General features: G+C 49.9%; 12 protein-coding genes and 1 tRNA gene. 4 read left to right on the top strand and 9 right to left on the bottom strand.

All coding sequences use genetic code 11. The annotated features are described in order from the left end of the window. The first annotated feature begins 10 nt into the window (after positions 1-10). The 3 genes from mglC to ACGCCZ_RS12965 all read left to right on the top strand — a co-directional run bounded on the left by mglC (position 11) and on the right by ACGCCZ_RS12965 (position 3,392). Positions 11-1,222 (top strand): galactose/methyl galactoside ABC transporter permease MglC, encoded by a 1,212-nt coding sequence (mglC, locus tag ACGCCZ_RS12975; protein WP_054324859.1) that lies wholly within the window; start codon positions 11-13, stop codon positions 1,220-1,222. Between the two features lie 168 nt (positions 1,223-1,390). Next, the gene (locus ACGCCZ_RS12970) at positions 1,391-2,032 is read left to right on the top strand and encodes a TetR/AcrR family transcriptional regulator (RefSeq protein ID WP_085531519.1); all 642 of its coding nucleotides are present in this window, start codon (positions 1,391-1,393) and stop codon (positions 2,030-2,032) included. 118 nt (positions 2,033-2,150) lie between these two features. Continuing rightward, on the top strand, positions 2,151-3,392 hold the full coding sequence (locus ACGCCZ_RS12965; protein ID WP_085531517.1) for an MFS transporter: 1,242 nt from the start codon (positions 2,151-2,153) through the stop codon (positions 3,390-3,392). 1,089 nt (positions 3,393-4,481) lie between these two features. Here the strand turns inward: ACGCCZ_RS12965 and ACGCCZ_RS12960 are convergent. The 7 genes from ACGCCZ_RS12960 to ACGCCZ_RS12930 all read right to left on the bottom strand — a co-directional run bounded on the left by ACGCCZ_RS12960 (position 4,482) and on the right by ACGCCZ_RS12930 (position 8,835). After that, complete coding sequence (locus tag ACGCCZ_RS12960; protein WP_411656239.1) at positions 4,482-5,159, bottom strand: metal ABC transporter permease; 678 nt, start codon at positions 5,157-5,159, stop codon at positions 4,482-4,484. Next, positions 5,156-5,335, bottom strand: a complete 180-nt coding sequence (locus ACGCCZ_RS12955; protein ID WP_411656238.1) for a hypothetical protein — start codon at positions 5,333-5,335, stop codon at positions 5,156-5,158. Before ACGCCZ_RS12955 ends, ACGCCZ_RS12960 begins: the two co-directional genes overlap by 4 nt. Beyond that, a complete protein-coding gene (locus ACGCCZ_RS12950; RefSeq protein ID WP_054324856.1) occupies positions 5,332-6,072 on the bottom strand; it encodes a metal ABC transporter ATP-binding protein in 741 nt (246 codons plus the stop codon). The genes ACGCCZ_RS12955 and ACGCCZ_RS12950 overlap by 4 nt, the downstream gene beginning before the upstream one ends. 66 nt (positions 6,073-6,138) lie before the next feature. After that, complete coding sequence (locus tag ACGCCZ_RS12945) at positions 6,139-7,116, bottom strand: metal ABC transporter substrate-binding protein (protein ID WP_411656237.1); 978 nt, start codon at positions 7,114-7,116, stop codon at positions 6,139-6,141. A 79-nt stretch (positions 7,117-7,195) separates the two neighbouring features. Continuing rightward, positions 7,196-7,900 (bottom strand): flavodoxin family protein, encoded by a 705-nt coding sequence (locus ACGCCZ_RS12940; protein WP_411656235.1) that lies wholly within the window; start codon positions 7,898-7,900, stop codon positions 7,196-7,198. A 21-nt stretch (positions 7,901-7,921) separates the two neighbouring features. After that, complete coding sequence (locus tag ACGCCZ_RS12935) at positions 7,922-8,116, bottom strand: DUF6363 domain-containing protein (protein ID WP_411656099.1); 195 nt, start codon at positions 8,114-8,116, stop codon at positions 7,922-7,924. Next, positions 8,056-8,835, bottom strand: a complete 780-nt coding sequence (locus ACGCCZ_RS12930) for a patatin-like phospholipase family protein (RefSeq protein ID WP_411656092.1) — start codon at positions 8,833-8,835, stop codon at positions 8,056-8,058. The genes ACGCCZ_RS12935 and ACGCCZ_RS12930 overlap by 61 nt, the downstream gene beginning before the upstream one ends. A gap of 230 nt (positions 8,836-9,065) precedes the next feature. On the opposite strand from ACGCCZ_RS12930, the gene ACGCCZ_RS12925 reads away from it, so the two are divergent. Further along, a tRNA-Val gene (locus tag ACGCCZ_RS12925) sits at positions 9,066-9,142 on the top strand. Between the two features lie 339 nt (positions 9,143-9,481). Here the strand turns inward: ACGCCZ_RS12925 and ACGCCZ_RS12920 are convergent. Both ACGCCZ_RS12920 and ACGCCZ_RS12915 read right to left on the bottom strand, forming a co-directional pair. After that, complete coding sequence (locus ACGCCZ_RS12920) at positions 9,482-10,738, bottom strand: ROK family transcriptional regulator (protein WP_054324852.1); 1,257 nt, start codon at positions 10,736-10,738, stop codon at positions 9,482-9,484. Positions 10,739-11,184: 446 nt separating this feature from the next. Next, on the bottom strand, positions 11,185-16,881 hold the full coding sequence (locus ACGCCZ_RS12915) for a glycoside hydrolase family 3 C-terminal domain-containing protein (RefSeq protein ID WP_411656234.1): 5,697 nt from the start codon (positions 16,879-16,881) through the stop codon (positions 11,185-11,187). Between the last annotated feature and the right edge of the window lie 70 nt (positions 16,882-16,951).

Here is a 16,951-nt window from a genome sequence, read left to right as displayed (position 1 = left end):
GAACATCACTATGGAACACACAAAGAGCATCCCACGCAAGCGGTATGCGTCGATCTTTGTCGGCGTTGGCGTGGTATTGGCCATCCTTGGCGTTATCTTTTTGTTCGCCCTGGATGCTGAGAAAACATTTGACCTTCCCTGGTTTATCGTTGGAATCGGGGCAATCGCCATTATCTATGGCGTAGCGCAAATGCTTCGAAGCAATCGCTTACACCCGGAAGTTTTCTTTTCTGCAAGAACGGCGAAAAACTTTTTGACAAATAACGCAATCATGCTGGCATTGTTGGCGTTGGTTGTCGTGATTTGCTTTATCGAGCCGCGCTTTATGCAGGTACAAGTACTTCTCGATATTTTAACGCAGTCCTCCACGCGACTGATTATCGCATTGGGTATCTGTTTTGCACTGTTGATTGCAGGTACGGACCTGTCCGCCGGACGTATGGTCGGTTTGGCGGCTGTTATCTCCACCTCTATGCTGCAAACCGCTACATACGCGAACCGGTTTTACCCGGATCTCCCGCAGGTTCCCGTCATTTTGCCGATCATCGCAGCAATCATAGCTTGCATGCTGTTTGGTATGGTCAATGGCTTCTTGGTTGCAAAGTATGACATGCATCCCTTCATCGCCACCTTGGCTGTGCAGGTTATGATCTACGGTGCATGTTCTCTGTATTTCGATATGCCTCCGAACAGCTCCCAGCCGATCGGCGGCGTCCGTCCGGATTTTGCCGCAATCGGTCAAACAAAGTTGTTTGGCAAATTTTCCATCCTGATTCCAATCGCAATCTTCTTTACGATCGCCATTTGGTTTATCTTGAATAAGACCACCTTTGGAAAGGCGGTTTATGCGATCGGCGGCAACCGGGAAGCGGCCGTAGTATCCGGTATCAATGTATTTAAGACTATTATGCTGATCTTTATCCTCGCTTCCTTCATGTACGGGGTTGGCGGCGTGTTGGAAGCCGCCCGGACAGCTGGCGCAACCAACAACTATGGCGACGGCTATGAGACGGATGCCATCGCAGCCTGTGTGGTCGGCGGTGTATCTTTGAACGGCGGTATTGGCACCGTCGGCGGTATTGTCAGCGGTGTGTTGATTTTCACGGTCATCCAGTATGGTTTGCAATTCATCGGTATTAGTCCGATGTGGCAGCAGATTATCAAAGGAATTATTATTGCCGTGGCGGTAGCAATTGATCTGTCCAAGTACAAGCGCAAATAAGCGATTCCATATACCCATTGCCAGAGAAAATACCCGAAGAAGCCCTTCTGCAGAAGGCTCTTCGGGCATTTTCCCATCAATCGAACCCCACAAAATCCTTCTTGACAAACATCAAAAAATCTGTTACCCTATATTCATACCAAACGAATGTATGAAAAGAGGAAATGCATGGCTCGTAATAAGTACCCAGAAATTACCGAAAAACGAATTCTCGATGCGGCACTCAAGTTGTTCATGGAAAAAGGATATGAACAAACCACGATTCAAGACATTGTGAATGAACTTGGTGACCTGAGCAAAGGCGCGGTTTATCACCACTTTAAGTCCAAGGAGGATATTGTTGATGCAGTCACTACACGCGTCTCCATGGAATCGAACCCATTTGACCGTGTCCAAGAGATGAAGGAGCTAAACGGGTTGCAAAAGATCCGCCAGACTTTTCTTCTTTCTCTTGCGAATCAAAAACAATGGGAAATGTACCACCTGTTCCCCTCTCTTTTGAAAAATCCAAAATTCCTAGCGCAGACGGTTCAAGACAGCGTTCAGTTGGCTCATCTATTGGAAAGAATGATCGAAGAAGGAAATAAAGACGGCTCCCTCTCCATTCCATATCCAAAACAGACTGCTGAGTCCATTCTTCTGTTGGTCAACGTCTGGATCAATCCAGCGGCTTTTCCCGTATCCAGGAAAGAATTTATGCAAAAACTTGCTTTTTTAGAGGATATGCTCGAAAAATTGGGTCTGCCCATTGTGGACGATGAGCTTCGTGAGGTTGCTCAGAATTTTTGCGTGAATATCCTGCCAGAATAAGCCATGGGTTCCTCACTTTTGTGATCCTTTTGTAAGCCATTCTTCTGAATGGCTCTCTTTTCTTCTTTTCATACCTTCGTCCGGTATTTATACTTTTAATTGAAAGTAGGTGTCTGTTATGTATCAAAAGTTGATGAATCGCGACTTTTCTCTGGTCGTCATCGGCCAAATTATCTCTCTGTTTGGAAATTCCATCCTACGTTTTGCGTTGCCCCTCTATCTGCTCGATCAGACCGGTTCGTCCGCTCTGTTTGGATCGGTACTTGCCATTTCAATGATTCCCATGATCCTATTTTCCCCCATTGCCGGCATGGTAGCAGACCGCGTCAACCGCCGCAATATTATGGTGATACTCGACTTCAGTACAGCCGCCCTGGTAGCCGTATTTGGTCTACTCAATGCCTCTGGAAATCCCGCTGTCCTAGTTGCGATCATGCTTATCTGCCTTTCTGTCATCCAGGCCTTTTATCAGCCAGCGGTTCAGGCAAGCATTCCCGTTCTTTCCAGTACCAACAACCTCTTGAGGGCCAACGCCATCATCAATCAAGTACAATCGCTCTCCAATCTGATCGGTCCTATCCTCGGCGGAATGCTTTACAGTGTGTGGGGCGTCGTACCGGTCATTTGGGCCAGCGCAGCCAGCTTCCTCTTTTCCGCTGTGATGGAGATTTTCATCCATATTCCTTTCGAAAAACGTGCAGCTAGCGGCGGAATTCTTACCACTGCAGTAAATGACTTAAAAGAAAGCTTACATTTTATGATACGCGAGAGGCCAGTTATTTTGAGAGTGGTGATCTTTGTATCGCTGTTCAACCTAGCTTTGAGTTCCCTGATTACCGTAGGAGTCCCCTCTATGGTCAAAATCACCCTGCATTTGTCCAGTTCCCTTTACAGTCTGACCCAAGTACTTTTAGCCGCTGGTGCACTCTGCGGTGGCATTCTAGCCGGCATACTCGCCCCCAAACTTTCCCTGCGGAATATGCACTGGGTGCTCTTGCTGGCTTCTCTCTGCCTTCTGCCGATTGGTATTTCTCTGGCATTGGGCGCCTCTATCATGGTCAGTTATGTGGTCATTACCACATGTGGATTTGTCTTTATGGGATTGGGTACACTGTTCTCTGTGATGATGCTGGCTTTTTTGCAGAAGGAAACCCCTCGCCATCTGATCGGCAAGGTTTTGTCGTATGTCGTCGGGCTCTCCATCTGCTCTCAACCAGTTGGGCAGGCGCTCTACGGGTTTCTATTTGACGCATTGGTAGAACAACCGCAGTGGATTCTTTTCGTTGCGGTGGTATTCTCCGTCATCGTTTCTCTGATCTCCAAAAAGACCTTCGCTCATTTGGAAGAATCCGCAACTTAATGTCCGCCTGACCCGATCGCGGTGTTGGAAACAAAGGTGTTCTCCCTTGTGTTGAAAAACCTTTTCCAAGCAACGCAACATGTCCCGAAGAAATGGTCCGAGGTGTTAAAAAATTTTTGAGTAGGATGAATCGTCTTTTCTTTCTGCAATGGAGTATCTGTTTCTGACATTTTTGTCAGGTTTGTGGATCGTTCCTATACGGCAAGAAAATTTGAATAGTTAAGCAAAGAAATGGAAAAATTAGAATAGCTTGTAGACCGGACAGACCCTAACAGAATGCGAAGCGCCGGTGCAGTTCGTACGTCCACTGGCGTCCACATTAGCCAAAGCAACCGAAGAAACGACGTCTCTGATCTAGAAAGTAGATACATACGTTCTTGTATTTATGTATAAATACGGATATAAGAGCAATACCGGAATCTTGTAAGGATTACTGACATTTCCCTGCTTCTATTCATTCCTGTCTGCTTGATAAATCCGGTATTTACAAGTATTGAAAGGCCATCGATATTCCAGTCTGTTTCTATATAAAACGGAAATGGCAAAATCGCGGTCGTCCACGCGTGTTTTCTATGACTCCACAATCTAGCTTCTCCCAACTTTCCTACCGGTTTCCCTATAATGGTAAAAGAACACAGTAAAAACCAATGCAAACAACGATGGTTGTAGGACAATCATAAGAAACGGCAAAAGAAAACCTAAAAAAACACAGAAATGACGCCTTGGAATCCAAAAATATGGATTCCAAGGCGTCATGTTGTCCAATCTTTATTTCTCTATTTACTCCATGTGCTTATACAGGAAAATGTCACCAAACTGTATTTTCAAAAAATGGTTAAATGCGATCCACATCTCCCGCAAAAAAGCCGTAACTGTGGACCCCTTCGGGACAGAATAACTCCCTTTCCTCCCTGTTTCTCAAGCCAAGGCGCATCTTCGGCCACACATCATCATCGACGGTCTGCTCCGACGTCCACTTGCCTCTTTACAAAAACTACGGCAGGAAGAGGTATCTTCTCCAGTTCCCTTTTCACTTTTAATGGCTTCCTGGAGCTCCACATTCCCTTAGGGAAGGGTATTTCAGGCGTTTTATCCGACACGGTTTTTTCCACCTGTATGTCCCAGTACATAAGTCACAAAGAAAATCGCCGCGGCTATTAAAACGATGGTTCCCCCCGCTGCCGTACCCATATAATAGGATGCAATAAGCCCGCTGACACCGGAGAACAACGAGATACCAATGGCCCAAAAGTGATAAGAACGCATACTCTTGGCCAAATTCCTTGCAGAAGCTGCCGGCAACACCAAAAGGGAATTGATGATCAGAATACCCACCCACTTGATTGTAATCGTAACAATCACAGCAACAATCACCACAAAAAGCTTTTCCATCAGGCGGGTATGAATGTTTTTGCTTGCCGCCAAATCCGTATTGACGCTTGTCAGTAGAAACCGGTTGAAAAACACCACCCAAACCAGGAGTACGGCTGCCAATACAATGGCCAGCAGGCCAATTTCAGACGGCTGTACGGTCAAAATATCCCCGATCAAATAACTGGAGTATTTTGCGAAGCCGCCTGTTGCAGAAAGCAGCACGACGCCTAACGCAAGGCCGGTGCTGGAAAAAACGCCGATGATTGTATCTGCAGACGAGGTTCCGGAACTCATAACAGCTGATATACATAGGGCAAACAGAAGCGCAAACCCCAACATAGAGAGCAGGTAATTGTCCACCCCAAGCAGCACACCGATGGCAATCCCGGTCAAGGCCGAATGGCCGAGTGCATCCGAAAAAAGCTCATCTTATTGTTTACCACCATGGTCCCGACTAGGCCAAATAAGGGCGTAATCAACAGCACTGCTAGAAATGCATTTTTCATATAGGAGAATTCGGTCCATTCAAACGGCAACAGTGTGTCGATCAAGCTGTACAAAGCACTCATGCGTGTACACCCCCCACTACATCCAGCCCAAACGTCTCCCGTACCTCCGGCGAAGCCATCACCTTTTTCACATCTCCGCTGACCCGGATGGTCCGGTCAAGCAGTGCCGCACGTGTGGCATAGCGCGCAACATGGGATAGATCGTGAGAAACCAAAATGACTGGCATATGATATTCGCTGCGCAAAGAAGTCACCAGATCATAAAAGACCTCAATTCCTTTTCGATCCACGGCGGAAACCGGTTCGTCCAGCAACAGCATATCCGGCATGGGTTCGAGGGCAAACGCCAACAGCACCCGCTGCATCTCCCCTCCGGATAGACTTCCCAAACGCTTCTGTAGAAGGTTCTTTCCACCGACCTTTTGCAGCATGGCATCTGCACGCGCCATCTTTTCTTTCTTATGTCCCAACCAAACGGGAAATTCCGAGAGATTGGCGCAAAGCATGTCTGCAACCGTCATAGGCGTGGAACGGTCAAAAATCATATTTTGCGGCACATAACCAATGCGGGGCTTTTCCACGCGCTCCCCTTTTGGATTGGTAAAAAGGATACTGCCTGTATAGGGAATCCTCCCCAAGAGAGCCTTGAGCAAGGTGGTTTTGCCCGCGCCATTTCGCCCGATAATCGCCATAATTTCACCGTGGTGTACATCCAATGTAACATCATGGATGATCGTACCATCGCGTTTACGCACGGTCAATCCGCGAATCTGCGTACTACATTTGCATTGTTCCATGTTTGAACCTCATCTATTTAGTATTATAATATCAAAATAATACGAATTGTAAAAGAAAAAGGCATTTTATGTGCTGCCCAATGCCTCTTTCAGAACTTCCATATTCTGTTCCATTGCGCGCAAGTACGCATCCGGATCGTTCTCCCCCGTGACAGCTGGGTCCAGGATATAGACCTCCGCTCCACTCTCCTGTGCGATGATCTGCGCTGCATCGGTGGAATATTGGGGTTCTGCAAACACAGCTTTTACACCCGTACTTTCAATCAACCGGATGGTATCCGCCAATTCTTTGGCGCTGGGCTGGCTGTCCGGCTCCCGATTCACAACCTTGACAATATGCAGATCAAATTCCTCTGCAAAATAAGGGAATGCCTCGTGAAAAGTGATGATGTCCCGGTTTGGCAGATTGTCCAGGGTTTTATGCATACGCCCGCGCAACGCACTGAGCTTCGCCAGATATTCCTGGGCATTTTCCTCTATAGCATCTGCATCCTCTGGATCTGCTTCTTTTAATCCATCTGCAATTGTCCGCACCTGCTGCATACAGTTGGAAATAGATACCCAGATATGAGGATTTGCGTCACCGTGGTCATGGTCGTACACTTCTTCATCGTGATCATGGGACTCCTCGCCGCTCATGAGCAAGGAGATTCCTTCGCTGGAATCGATCACACGCAAATCAGGAAGCTGATCGGTCACTTTTTCCATGAAACTCTCCATCCCAGCTCCGTTGATGACAAAGACGTCCGCTTGCTCAATATTTTTCATATCCTTCGACTGCAATTGATAGTCGTGCAGGCAACCGGTCTGTTGCCCTGCCATATTGTCCACCTGCACCCCTTCAATCCCATCTGTAATATTGAGTGCCATAATATACAAAGGGTAAAATGATGTTACAATCCGAAACCGTGGGGGATCTACCGTCTGACGAGGCGTGCAGCCAGTTGGTATCAGCCATAACAGGCATATACACAAAATTGCGGCGATCACACGCCGCAAAGGATAAAAAACGCCGGAGTTACCGGCGTACACGTTCTTTTTCACGGGAACCTCCTAAATGCAAATGATTTGCATTTACTATCATACCCCGATGTCCCCGGTCTGTCAAGGGGAAACATGGTGCTCAAAAAGGCTTCTTTCCATCCAGCCAGCCCTGGCGGCTCCAATATGCTGCGTCAGCGCTCGTCCCTGCTTTCTTCTTCTGCATCATCCGCATCACAAAAAAGAGGGCGCGTGTATGTAGGGTCGGGCGCTTCTTCGTTCCCAAAGAGCGCCAAAAGAGGTCTGTTGTATGGCGGAGTTTCTTCTCGATGCTCTGTTTTCGAGTGGGAGGAATGGCATCCCATCCCGGCGCAAAGATGGAAATCCCACAGGAAAAAATGCGCCGGACTCCCCAATGCTTCAAGGAGCGGGCGATCGAGGCATTGGCATCTTTGGTTCCTCCTCCTGCAGCAGTAGAAATCACCAAGGCAGATTTTTGAAACATCTCCGGATATGGGCGATGTACCATGTAGAAATAGCCTGTGTGATCCAAGAACGCTTTCATCTGTGCCGTCATGTCCATCACATAGACCGGCGTTGCAAAAATCAAACCATCCGCATCGCGCATCGCTTGAATCACCGGTTGAACATGTGCCGCATGCGGACACTTCTCCTCATGTCCCTCGATGCAGGTATAGCAACCACAGCAAAAATCGTGGGATTCCGTTTGCAAAAAGTATTCGTTATAGTCCACCTTTCCCAATCGGTTCAATTGCTCTTTGATGACTTGTACCGCTGCGTACGTATTTTTCTTTCGCGGGCTACCATAAAGAATACAAATCTTCATACGCTCTTTCCTCACACTCCTTTAAACTCTTGTGAGCATGTTCCGGATTTGCGGCAGTTTTTCCTCCGCATCTGCCATCCCCATCTGATACGCCTGCTTCAAACGATCCGGATCTTTTTCATATCGCCCCACAGGGATAGGTCTGCTGGGACGAATTAGAATCGCCTTCCCCTCTTTTTCCTGTTGATTGCACAGTTCGACCTCCCGATTGTACATCTGCGGCCGGCGCAACATAGCGTCAATAAACAGAGGATATTCCCCATACTTTGCCCGAAGCGCGGCGCGGGGAACTCCGGGCGGCCCCCTTTTCGATAGGACGCGTCACGCGTCAGAACCACTACATTATAGGAGTTTCCATCCTCCAAGGAACATTGCAGTGGAATCGACGTCGAACAGCCCCCGTCCAACAGCGCATGCCCTTGATAGAAAACGATTTCCGATACAAAAGGCATTGCGCTGGAAGCGCGTACAGGAAGGAAACGTTCATCCATCTCTTCCTTTCCGAAAAAAAGCGGTTTCCCCGTGTACAAATCGGTGGTTCCTGCTTTGAGCTGCACAGGCGATTCAAAAAAGGCCTTATAATCAAATGGCAACAGCTTGCGCGACAATTCCCCAAAAATAAAATCGAAGCCAAACAGGTTTCCCGTCCGGCGCAGGCTGGCCACGCTCATATAGCGGTCGTCCTGGATATAATCATAAAAGATGTGGAAATTTCGTCCCACCTGCCCCGAAATATAGCTCAAGGCGTTACACGCCCCTGCGGAAATTCCATAGACCACTGGGAAAATAATCTGATTTTTGCTAAATACGTCCAATACTCCGCTGGTATAAGCGCCGCGTGTTCCGCCGCCTTCCAAGACTAGGCCAACCGGCATAATAGATTCCCCTTTCTCTATTCGACAGACCAGTACGGATGCGAAGGCATATTCTGCCATGTCCACCCACTGGTTCGAAGTTCTTTTCTCTTATCTATTTTTTCAGTATAGGGCAAACACCCCATATTTACAAGCGAATGGATGTGAGATTAAAAAAATTTTACAAAACCTCTTGATTTTTCCCCTTTCTTCAGCTATAATAATGAAGCACTTTAGAAACGCCTCATCCTTTCTGCCCTGATAGAAAGGGCCTGGCGCTCTCTGTCAGGGGACGAGCTGCCAAAGAAAATGGACGTTTAGCTCAGTTGGCTAGAGCATTCGCTTGACGTGCGAAGGGTCACAGGTTCGAGTCCTGTAATGTCCACCAAAAAGCTTTTGGAATGAATTGTTCCAAAAGCTTTTTTTATTTTTGCAAGTTGGAAAAGCAGTCGGGTCATTCCGCTTTTGCCATATATGGGTAGCCCATAAGTAGAAACACAGTGGCATTTCTTTCGCCGCTTATAAAGGAGCCCGACGCTTTCAGAGACACCGATAAAATATATATTCCCGTTGCAAAATAAGAACATTACCAGGTTATTCTTATAAATATTTTTATATACGATCAACCATCCTACAAAAAAGGACGCTCTACTCCGGGTAAATCCGGCTGATCTGTAGAGCGTCCTTTTTGCCTATTTTTAGAGCGTCATGCACGATTCTTTTTTGATTAAGCAAGTTCTCGCCTTGAGGAATACAAGATCGTATGTCGGGTAACTGCGGTGAGCAACCGCGCCGGTTTTTCGAGTTCTCGATGGACCGCATACGCACCAGCCCCAAGTAGAGAGGGATTTGGATGCAATTGATTTACTTCCACAACAATGTTACCAGCCAAGAGAGCGTTCGTCCGACTCTCGACACTTTTTGTAATCACATCCAACATCATTTCCGGATAAATTTCTGCCAGTTGATCGCCAATCACAATTTTCCCTGGATTTAACTGATTCATCAAACTGACAATCCCCATCGCTAGGAACCCGCAGACATACCGGTATGCATCACTGGCAACGCGATCCCCATTTTTGATCGCTTGAGATAAAGCATGTACATTCAAACAATTCCGATGCAGCCTGGAGATAGCTCCATGGTCAAGTTGTTCTGAAATCCGTTCGAATAACGCACGCATGGAACCGTATTGTTCCAGACATCCGCGGTTTCCGCAAGCACATATCGGACCGTCAAACTGAATACTGCTGTGACCAAATTCTCCAGCAAGGCTTTGTTGACCGAGCAGAAGCTTGCCATCGACAATCATTCCGCAGCCTATGCCCTGTCCAGCTAAAATATACACCATGTTTTGTGTATGGGCGTCGTGGCTATTGTACCAAAGCTGTGCGAATGCACCCGCATTTGCATCATTGAGAATATAAAGGGGCAAATCTAATCCTCTGGAAAGGGTCTCCCGCACTGGGCAGTCTTGCCAGCCAGGCATCCCTGTCACAAAGAGAAGCCGGTCTTCGCTCTCCTGGTAAGGGCCGGGAACCGCCACCCCTGCGGATAAGATCTCCGCATCCGAATGTTCCCGGACAATGGTCTGGATCATCGTCCGCACCCGTTCTAATGCAGCCTCTCCCTGTTCTTCTGGGACAATGGGACATTCCCATTTGTCATATAGTTTTCCAGAAAGCCCCATCAGGCAAGCCGTACAGGTCTGGCGAGTCAAATGAACGCCGATCACCTGAAATCGTTCGTCATTCAGAGTTAAACCAATCGAACGCCGGTTTTTCTCTCCGGCAATTAAACCTGTTTCCACTACGAGTCCGCTGTGAATAAGTTCTCCTACAATATTGGTGATCGTTGCCTGACGCAATCCGGACAGCTTCGCCAAGGTTGCACGCGAACAAAGGCCCTCTTGTCGAAGAAGATTGAGGATGAGCGAACGATTAATCATCTGTATTTTTGCCTGGTTAACGCTTGTTTGATCCATTATTGAAATCACCTCCCCAGACGGTTTATTTTGGGTAACATAAATGTATGTGCAATATGACCCTTGTAAAAAGCAGGCCGTTTTTCAAAAATTGGCCTATGAAGGGGAATGTGCCCACAGCGACTGAGCACTGTGGGCACATCCTAAAGGGTTCACAAGGAAAACTTCCGGATAAAATAGTCGATAAGTTCATTCCGGATTTGACGGCTGCTATTCTTACTCTTAAATAGTTCCACTATCCAGCCGCCAATATTTTCCTTGTTCAGATATACAAGCACTTTTCGTCGAAACAGATTCTTAGTTAAAATGCTCGTAGTGGGCATAGAGCTTTCGTACACTGGCAAAATCTACCGTATTTTTACAAAACATCCAGATTTGTAGCGCCCTTTGTTGCCTAATATGGGCATCTGACGCCTTTCATTTCCACGATATTTTTATGGAAGATTTTAGCCAATGGTTACTGTGCAATGTTTAACTGCATTCTGGCCCGACAGCGTTGTATAAACGCCCGTACTCTGGCCCGGTGTACCAATTGCATACACTCGGTAGTAGTAATCATTGCCAACTTTAGCAACGAACTGGGTCTTCAGCACATCGCCATTGCCGACCGTAAAGCTCGGCGTGAGGTTGTTGCCGTTGACAACGGTCATCTTGAAGCAGTATGCGCTGCCTCTCTTCAAGGTGAAGTTGACCGTCGTGTCGGAAACCACCTGAGCAGCCGCCTGCGCGGTGGTAGCGGCGCCGACAATCGAGGTGCCGGTAGATCCATAGGTGTTCGCGCTTGCAGAGCTTCCCGAGCTGCTGGAAGAGCTGCTATGGCTGTTCGTCGTCTTGACCTTCAACTGGTCCTTAGCATCCTGCAAAGCGTCGGTCATTGCATCGACTTCAGCCTGGTTGTCTTCGCTCAGGGTTGCATCCGCCGCCATAATCTTAGCTTCCGCCAGCGTGTCTTTCAAAGCGGCAACAGAGGCTGCTGTGTATTTGTTCAAATTCATACCTTCAACGGAAGCAATCAAAGCATTCAAAGCACTCTTATCCGCCACTTTGCGCAGGGCTTCCATTGCTGCGTTCAGAGTTTCTGTGGCCTCTTCCACTTCTTCCTGCGTGGCTTGGTCGTCGTACAGGACATCTTCTGCATGGGCCAATGCGTCGTTAAATGCGTCCTTGCCTGCGTCGACATATTTGTCCAAATCCAGATTTTGTGCCTTCTCAATCACAGTGCGAAGCATATCCTTTGTAGAGCCACGGACCAAACCGAGAAGAGCTTCTTCCAGTGTTTTTGCTGCATTTGTGATCTCATCCGCCAAAGCATCCGGGTCGTCATAGACCTTCTGTGCAGCCTCATAGGCATCCTTGAATGCGGTTACGCCCTGGATGAACTCACTCGTGTCGATTTTTTCCGCTACAGACAGCAGGTATTCCAGATAGGTCTTGCTGCCACTCTGGAAGGAAAGGTTGTGCATTGCGTCAATCAAAGCGTTCCATGCCGCATCAATTTCTTCCTGCGTAGCGGTGGGGTTCTTATAAACAGTGTTTGCATTTTCAAGTGCTTCTTCAAAGTCTTCCAGTACGCTGGGGATCACGCCTTCGATCTCATCCTCGCAAGCGTTGGCCGCCTCGATGGTTGCGAGCAGGATGCTCTTATCCACCGTGATGAAGGCAAAGGTCAGTTCGTCTGCCTCGCCTGCCTGGAGTGTGTAGGTGAAGGAATCGGCATCATCGAAATCAACTGCTTCACCATTAAGGGTGACGCCTGCGATCTCTCTACCCTCTACTGCAGGTTCAAAGGTCAAGGTGACGGTCTCGCCCGTTTCAAAGGTGTTCTCATAATCGCCCACCAAGTTGGCAATCGTCTGCTCTTCGCCATTGACGAACAGCTTGACGTTGGTGCCATACTGGACGGACAGGTTGCTGTTTCCGCTCTCTTCCGGAGCCTTTACATTGACAGTGGTCTCCAACGGGAGATTGTCGGAGCTGGTGCCCACCAGGATAGCGCGTTCGCCTTCTGCGACTGTCCACTTATCCTTGGTGCCGTCCGCACGAGTTACATATTCCCCATTGGTATTCCAATAGGACAGGGAACGCTGGGAAATCGAAATGCTTACCTCGCGGGATTCGCCCGGTTGCAAATCTTCCACGCGTGCAAAACCTGCCAGCTGTTTTTCCGCCATCTGTACGCCGTTCGGAACTTCCGCTGCGCCAAGGTAAACCTGTGCAACTTCATCGCCCGCTACGTCGCCAGTATTGGTGACGGTAAAGGTCACATCAAAGCCATTTTCGTCGTTCTCTTCCACCTTCATGTCGGAATAAGCAAAGGTGGTGTAGGACAGGCCATGGCCAAAGTCAAACAGAGGAGCGATGTCCTCGCTGTCATACCAACGATAGCCGGTCATGATGCCCTCGGTGTAGTAAACCGAATTCTTCGGCTGGTTCACGCCGTCGCCGGTTTCCTCTTCGCTCTTCTTGAGGCGCTCTTCAAAGTGCTCCTGGCTGTCGGTAACCGGGGTCTCGTTGTCGTACATCATAAAGGTCTGTGCCAACTTGCCGCTCGGGTTGACTTCGCCAAGCAGGATCCGTGCGGTTGCGAGGCCGCCTTCCTGTCCGGGATACCACATCTCGAGCACGGCGTCTACATCGTTGATCCACTTGTTCATTGTTACGGCGCCGCCGTTGTTGAGCACGACCGTAACCTTATTGCCGTTTTCTTTTGCCGCCTCGATGACTTCCATCAGCAGTGCTTCCTGATCCTCAGGGAGTGCCAGGCTGCAGTCTTCGATGGTATTGCCTTCTGCGCCGGTGGATCTCCAAGCAAAGAAGACGACATTGTCATTTTCGCTTGCAATGCGGATTGCTTCGTCATGGTTCTCCTGCTTCTGGCTCGGGGTAATCCAGCCCAGGCGGATCTGGAGGTCCTTCAGATCCAGAGCTGCAACGCCCGTGATCTTTACTTTATAGAGCTTGCCAGCTTCCAGGGTAACCGTGGAGTTGCTGATGTCCATGCCGGTGGAGGTGCAGATCACGTTGTTCCACGGCCACTGCGAGCCTTCACGCAAGGACATGTTGCCAAGGGATTTCTCCTGTTCGTCAACGGTGATCTTTCCGCTGATGGTGCCGCCGATTCCGGAGAGTACCATGGTGTATTCACCGTCTTCCGGCGCCTTGAGGTAGGTTTCCAAAGTATAGGCAGAACCATTTTCAAAGGCTGTGCCATCCGGGCCATTCTTATAGGTCTTTGTTCCAGTATTGAAGTTGATGTCTTCCTCGATCTTTGCAACCGTTCCGGTCTCATAGCCTTCCATGTCGATCGGGTCGGTCTTGCCCATCCAGAAGATCTGTCCATTGATCTCAACCGGCGTGCCCGGGTTGCCTTCTACGCCATACTTGCGCAAAACGCCGTTCTGCTCGCCGTTTTCATCCTGATACAGGTATTCTGCCGGGATCGTGGTTCCCACGATGTCGAGGCCTGCCGTCGCTTCGATGTTGGCATCCTCGCCTGCAATTTCCATCATCCGGTCATACGGACTGACCATCCGGCTCAATGTTCCGAAGGAACGCTCCTGGCCGCTGCCGCCCGCGATCGGGTTGACCGCGCCAAGGCCGATCATACCAACAGAGGAATTGGAAGCATCCAGCGGGAGGGTTTCGTTATCGTTCTTGAGAAGGACTGCGCCCTTTTCCGCAACTTCCAAAGCGATGTCCTGATTCTCTGCCAAGAGGCCGTCGTCTACTTGTTCTGCATAGGTGTCGGGCAGCTTGATCGGCTCGGTACGGCCCGGCTCTTCTTTGACGTAGCCCTTGCCGTCCAGCTCGACCAGATACAGATAGCCAACTTTGCCCATCGCGTTGAGCACATGGCTGACCGCCTCGTCCACATCGTCCCAAGTCATCTCGCCGTTGGCGATCTTTTCTTCGGTCGCCGCCTGCGTATTCTGGCTGGCAGAAGGCATCTCGAGATCCGTGCCCTTGTCCAGCGTATACGCATGGTTGCCGCCCCAGTCGGTCACAGTGAAGCCGTCAAATCCCCACTCGTCGCGGAGAATATCGAGCTGCAATTCCGTGCTTGCGGAAGCCCAAGCGCCGTTTACGCCGTTGTAAGAGGACATCACGGATGCTGCGTCCGCTTCATGGATAGCCGCCTCAAACGGAGCAAGATAGAGCTCATGCAACGTCTGCTCGTCAACCTGCACATCCACTGCGCCGCCCGGCGTGCTGTCCTGTGCGAACACTGCGAAGTGCTTCAAAGTTGCGATGACGTTCTGATCCTGGATACCTTCGGTTTCGCTGACTGCCAAACGGGACAGCAGGAACGGATCCTCGCCCATCTGGTCCTTGCTGCGGCCAAAGTGTGCCGTACGGGTAATATCAAACTGAGAACCAAGCTGTACGTTGCCGGAGATGGCCTTGTTCTCAGAACCGCTGATCTTGCCGTAGTCATAAGCGAGGTCGGTGCTCCAGGTGGAGGCCAACATCTGCTCAATCGGCGGGTTGGTGGTGTCGTAAATAGAAGTTACGCCATCCGGGCCGTCAAACATGCGCAGCTCCGGAATTCCCAAGCGCGGAACGCCCGCAAGGCTGCCTGCGTCCGCAACGCCGGCCTTTTCGCCGCCGCCCAACAGAGAGAACTTCTCTTCTGTTGTCATGGTGTTGATGAGCGCCTCGACCTTCTCATCGCGGACTTCCTGGCTCTCAACAACCAGATATTTCTCATCGTAGGTGTCCGGGAACGTGGTCTTTTCCAGGTTCGGGTCACCGATGTCTGTGTATTTCGCAGTACGTTCGTCAGCAATCTGGCCGTCCCAGTTCAGACCAAAGCCAAAGCTGTACGCATTGCCGTCGCTGTCCACATAGACTTCCATATCGTGGTAGCCATCCTCATAGGCGGTCTCCACAGCTTCCATGCTGGCGGGCATATTGACCGGCAGCAGGCCGCTCGGTTCCGTCTGGCCGGAAATCACTTCCATGAAGGCATCCGGCGATACACTGGTGCCGATGAGCATTGCATCCACAGAGGGTTCAAATTCAGAAACGACCATCGGGTTCTCCATGCTGAGGATAAAGATGATCGGCTTGTCGCCCATCAGTTCCACGGTTTCCTGAATCAGTTCCAGGTTTTCCGGAGTACCCGCATGGGTGTTGCCCTTTCTGGAGCGGTTGGACTTATAATCGCCCTTGGACTCGTCCGGGGTCTCGTTATACTGAACCAGCGTGCCGTCTGCATGATACCAGTCGTATCCGATGCTGACTTCGCGCATTGCGTCCGCCGTATATTCGCCATAGGTCAAGTTCTGCGGACGGCCGTCGGTGTATTCCATCGCCATGCTCGGGGACTCCAATTCGATGATGGCGAAATCCGCTTCGCTTGCCGCCTGTGCCTTAGCCTCGTCGCTCGGCATCTCCCCGTTCTCCGTCGCTTGTACCAGCGTATCCGGGACGTTATAGTATTTCTGCACGGTATCCAAGCTGATGACCGGCTCGACCTTTGTACTGGAACCGCTGCCACCACCCGGGAAACCTGGGAAGCCGCCTCCGCCGCTGGATTCCTTGAGCGGCACATAAGCGGTCAGCTCTTCGCCGTCCTCTGCCTGAAGCGGCAGGGTGTTGTTGGAGTTCTTCGTCATGATGACAGCGTCCTTATGGGTTTCATACGCCGTCTCGTTCAATTCCGGAGAACCGACAAAGGATTTTGCATAGCCCGGGTCCACATACGGATCCTCGAACAGGCCCAGGTTGAAGATCACTTTCAGGATGCGGGTTGCCGAAGCCTCGGTCAGCTCGTCCATGAATTCCTCTCCCAGAGCTTCAATGCCGTACTCCTCGCTGCCGTTGACGCCCATATCATAGGCTGCCAGCATGTCTTCCATGACGTATTCGTCGCTGTCCAGGCCGCCCATCTGGTCAACGCCTGCCAGCATGCTGGCCAGGATACGGTACGGACGGTTGTAGCCCTTGCCAGGCTCCAAGCCCCAAGGCGTATCCGCGCCGCCCATGCCTTCATGGCTTCCATGGATTTTCCAGTCTGTGCAGACCAGGCCGTCATAGTTGAGGTCTTCGCGCAGACGCTCCTGGACAATGTACTTGCTGAAGCCGTTCGCTACGTTTGCGCCGCTCGGGTCCTGGTTAAACGGGATCGTATAATACGGCATTACGCCTGCGGACTGCTTAGTTGTGTCCTTGTATTCCTCTGCGAATCCTGCGCCCTTTACAAAATATTGC

The organism is Anaeromassilibacillus sp. SJQ-1 (genome assembly GCF_046693725.1).
Classification (GTDB): domain Bacteria; phylum Bacillota; class Clostridia; order Oscillospirales; family Acutalibacteraceae; genus Anaeromassilibacillus.
Note: the sequence above shows the minus strand (reverse complement) of the source record. Positions and strands in the feature narration are given on the sequence as shown.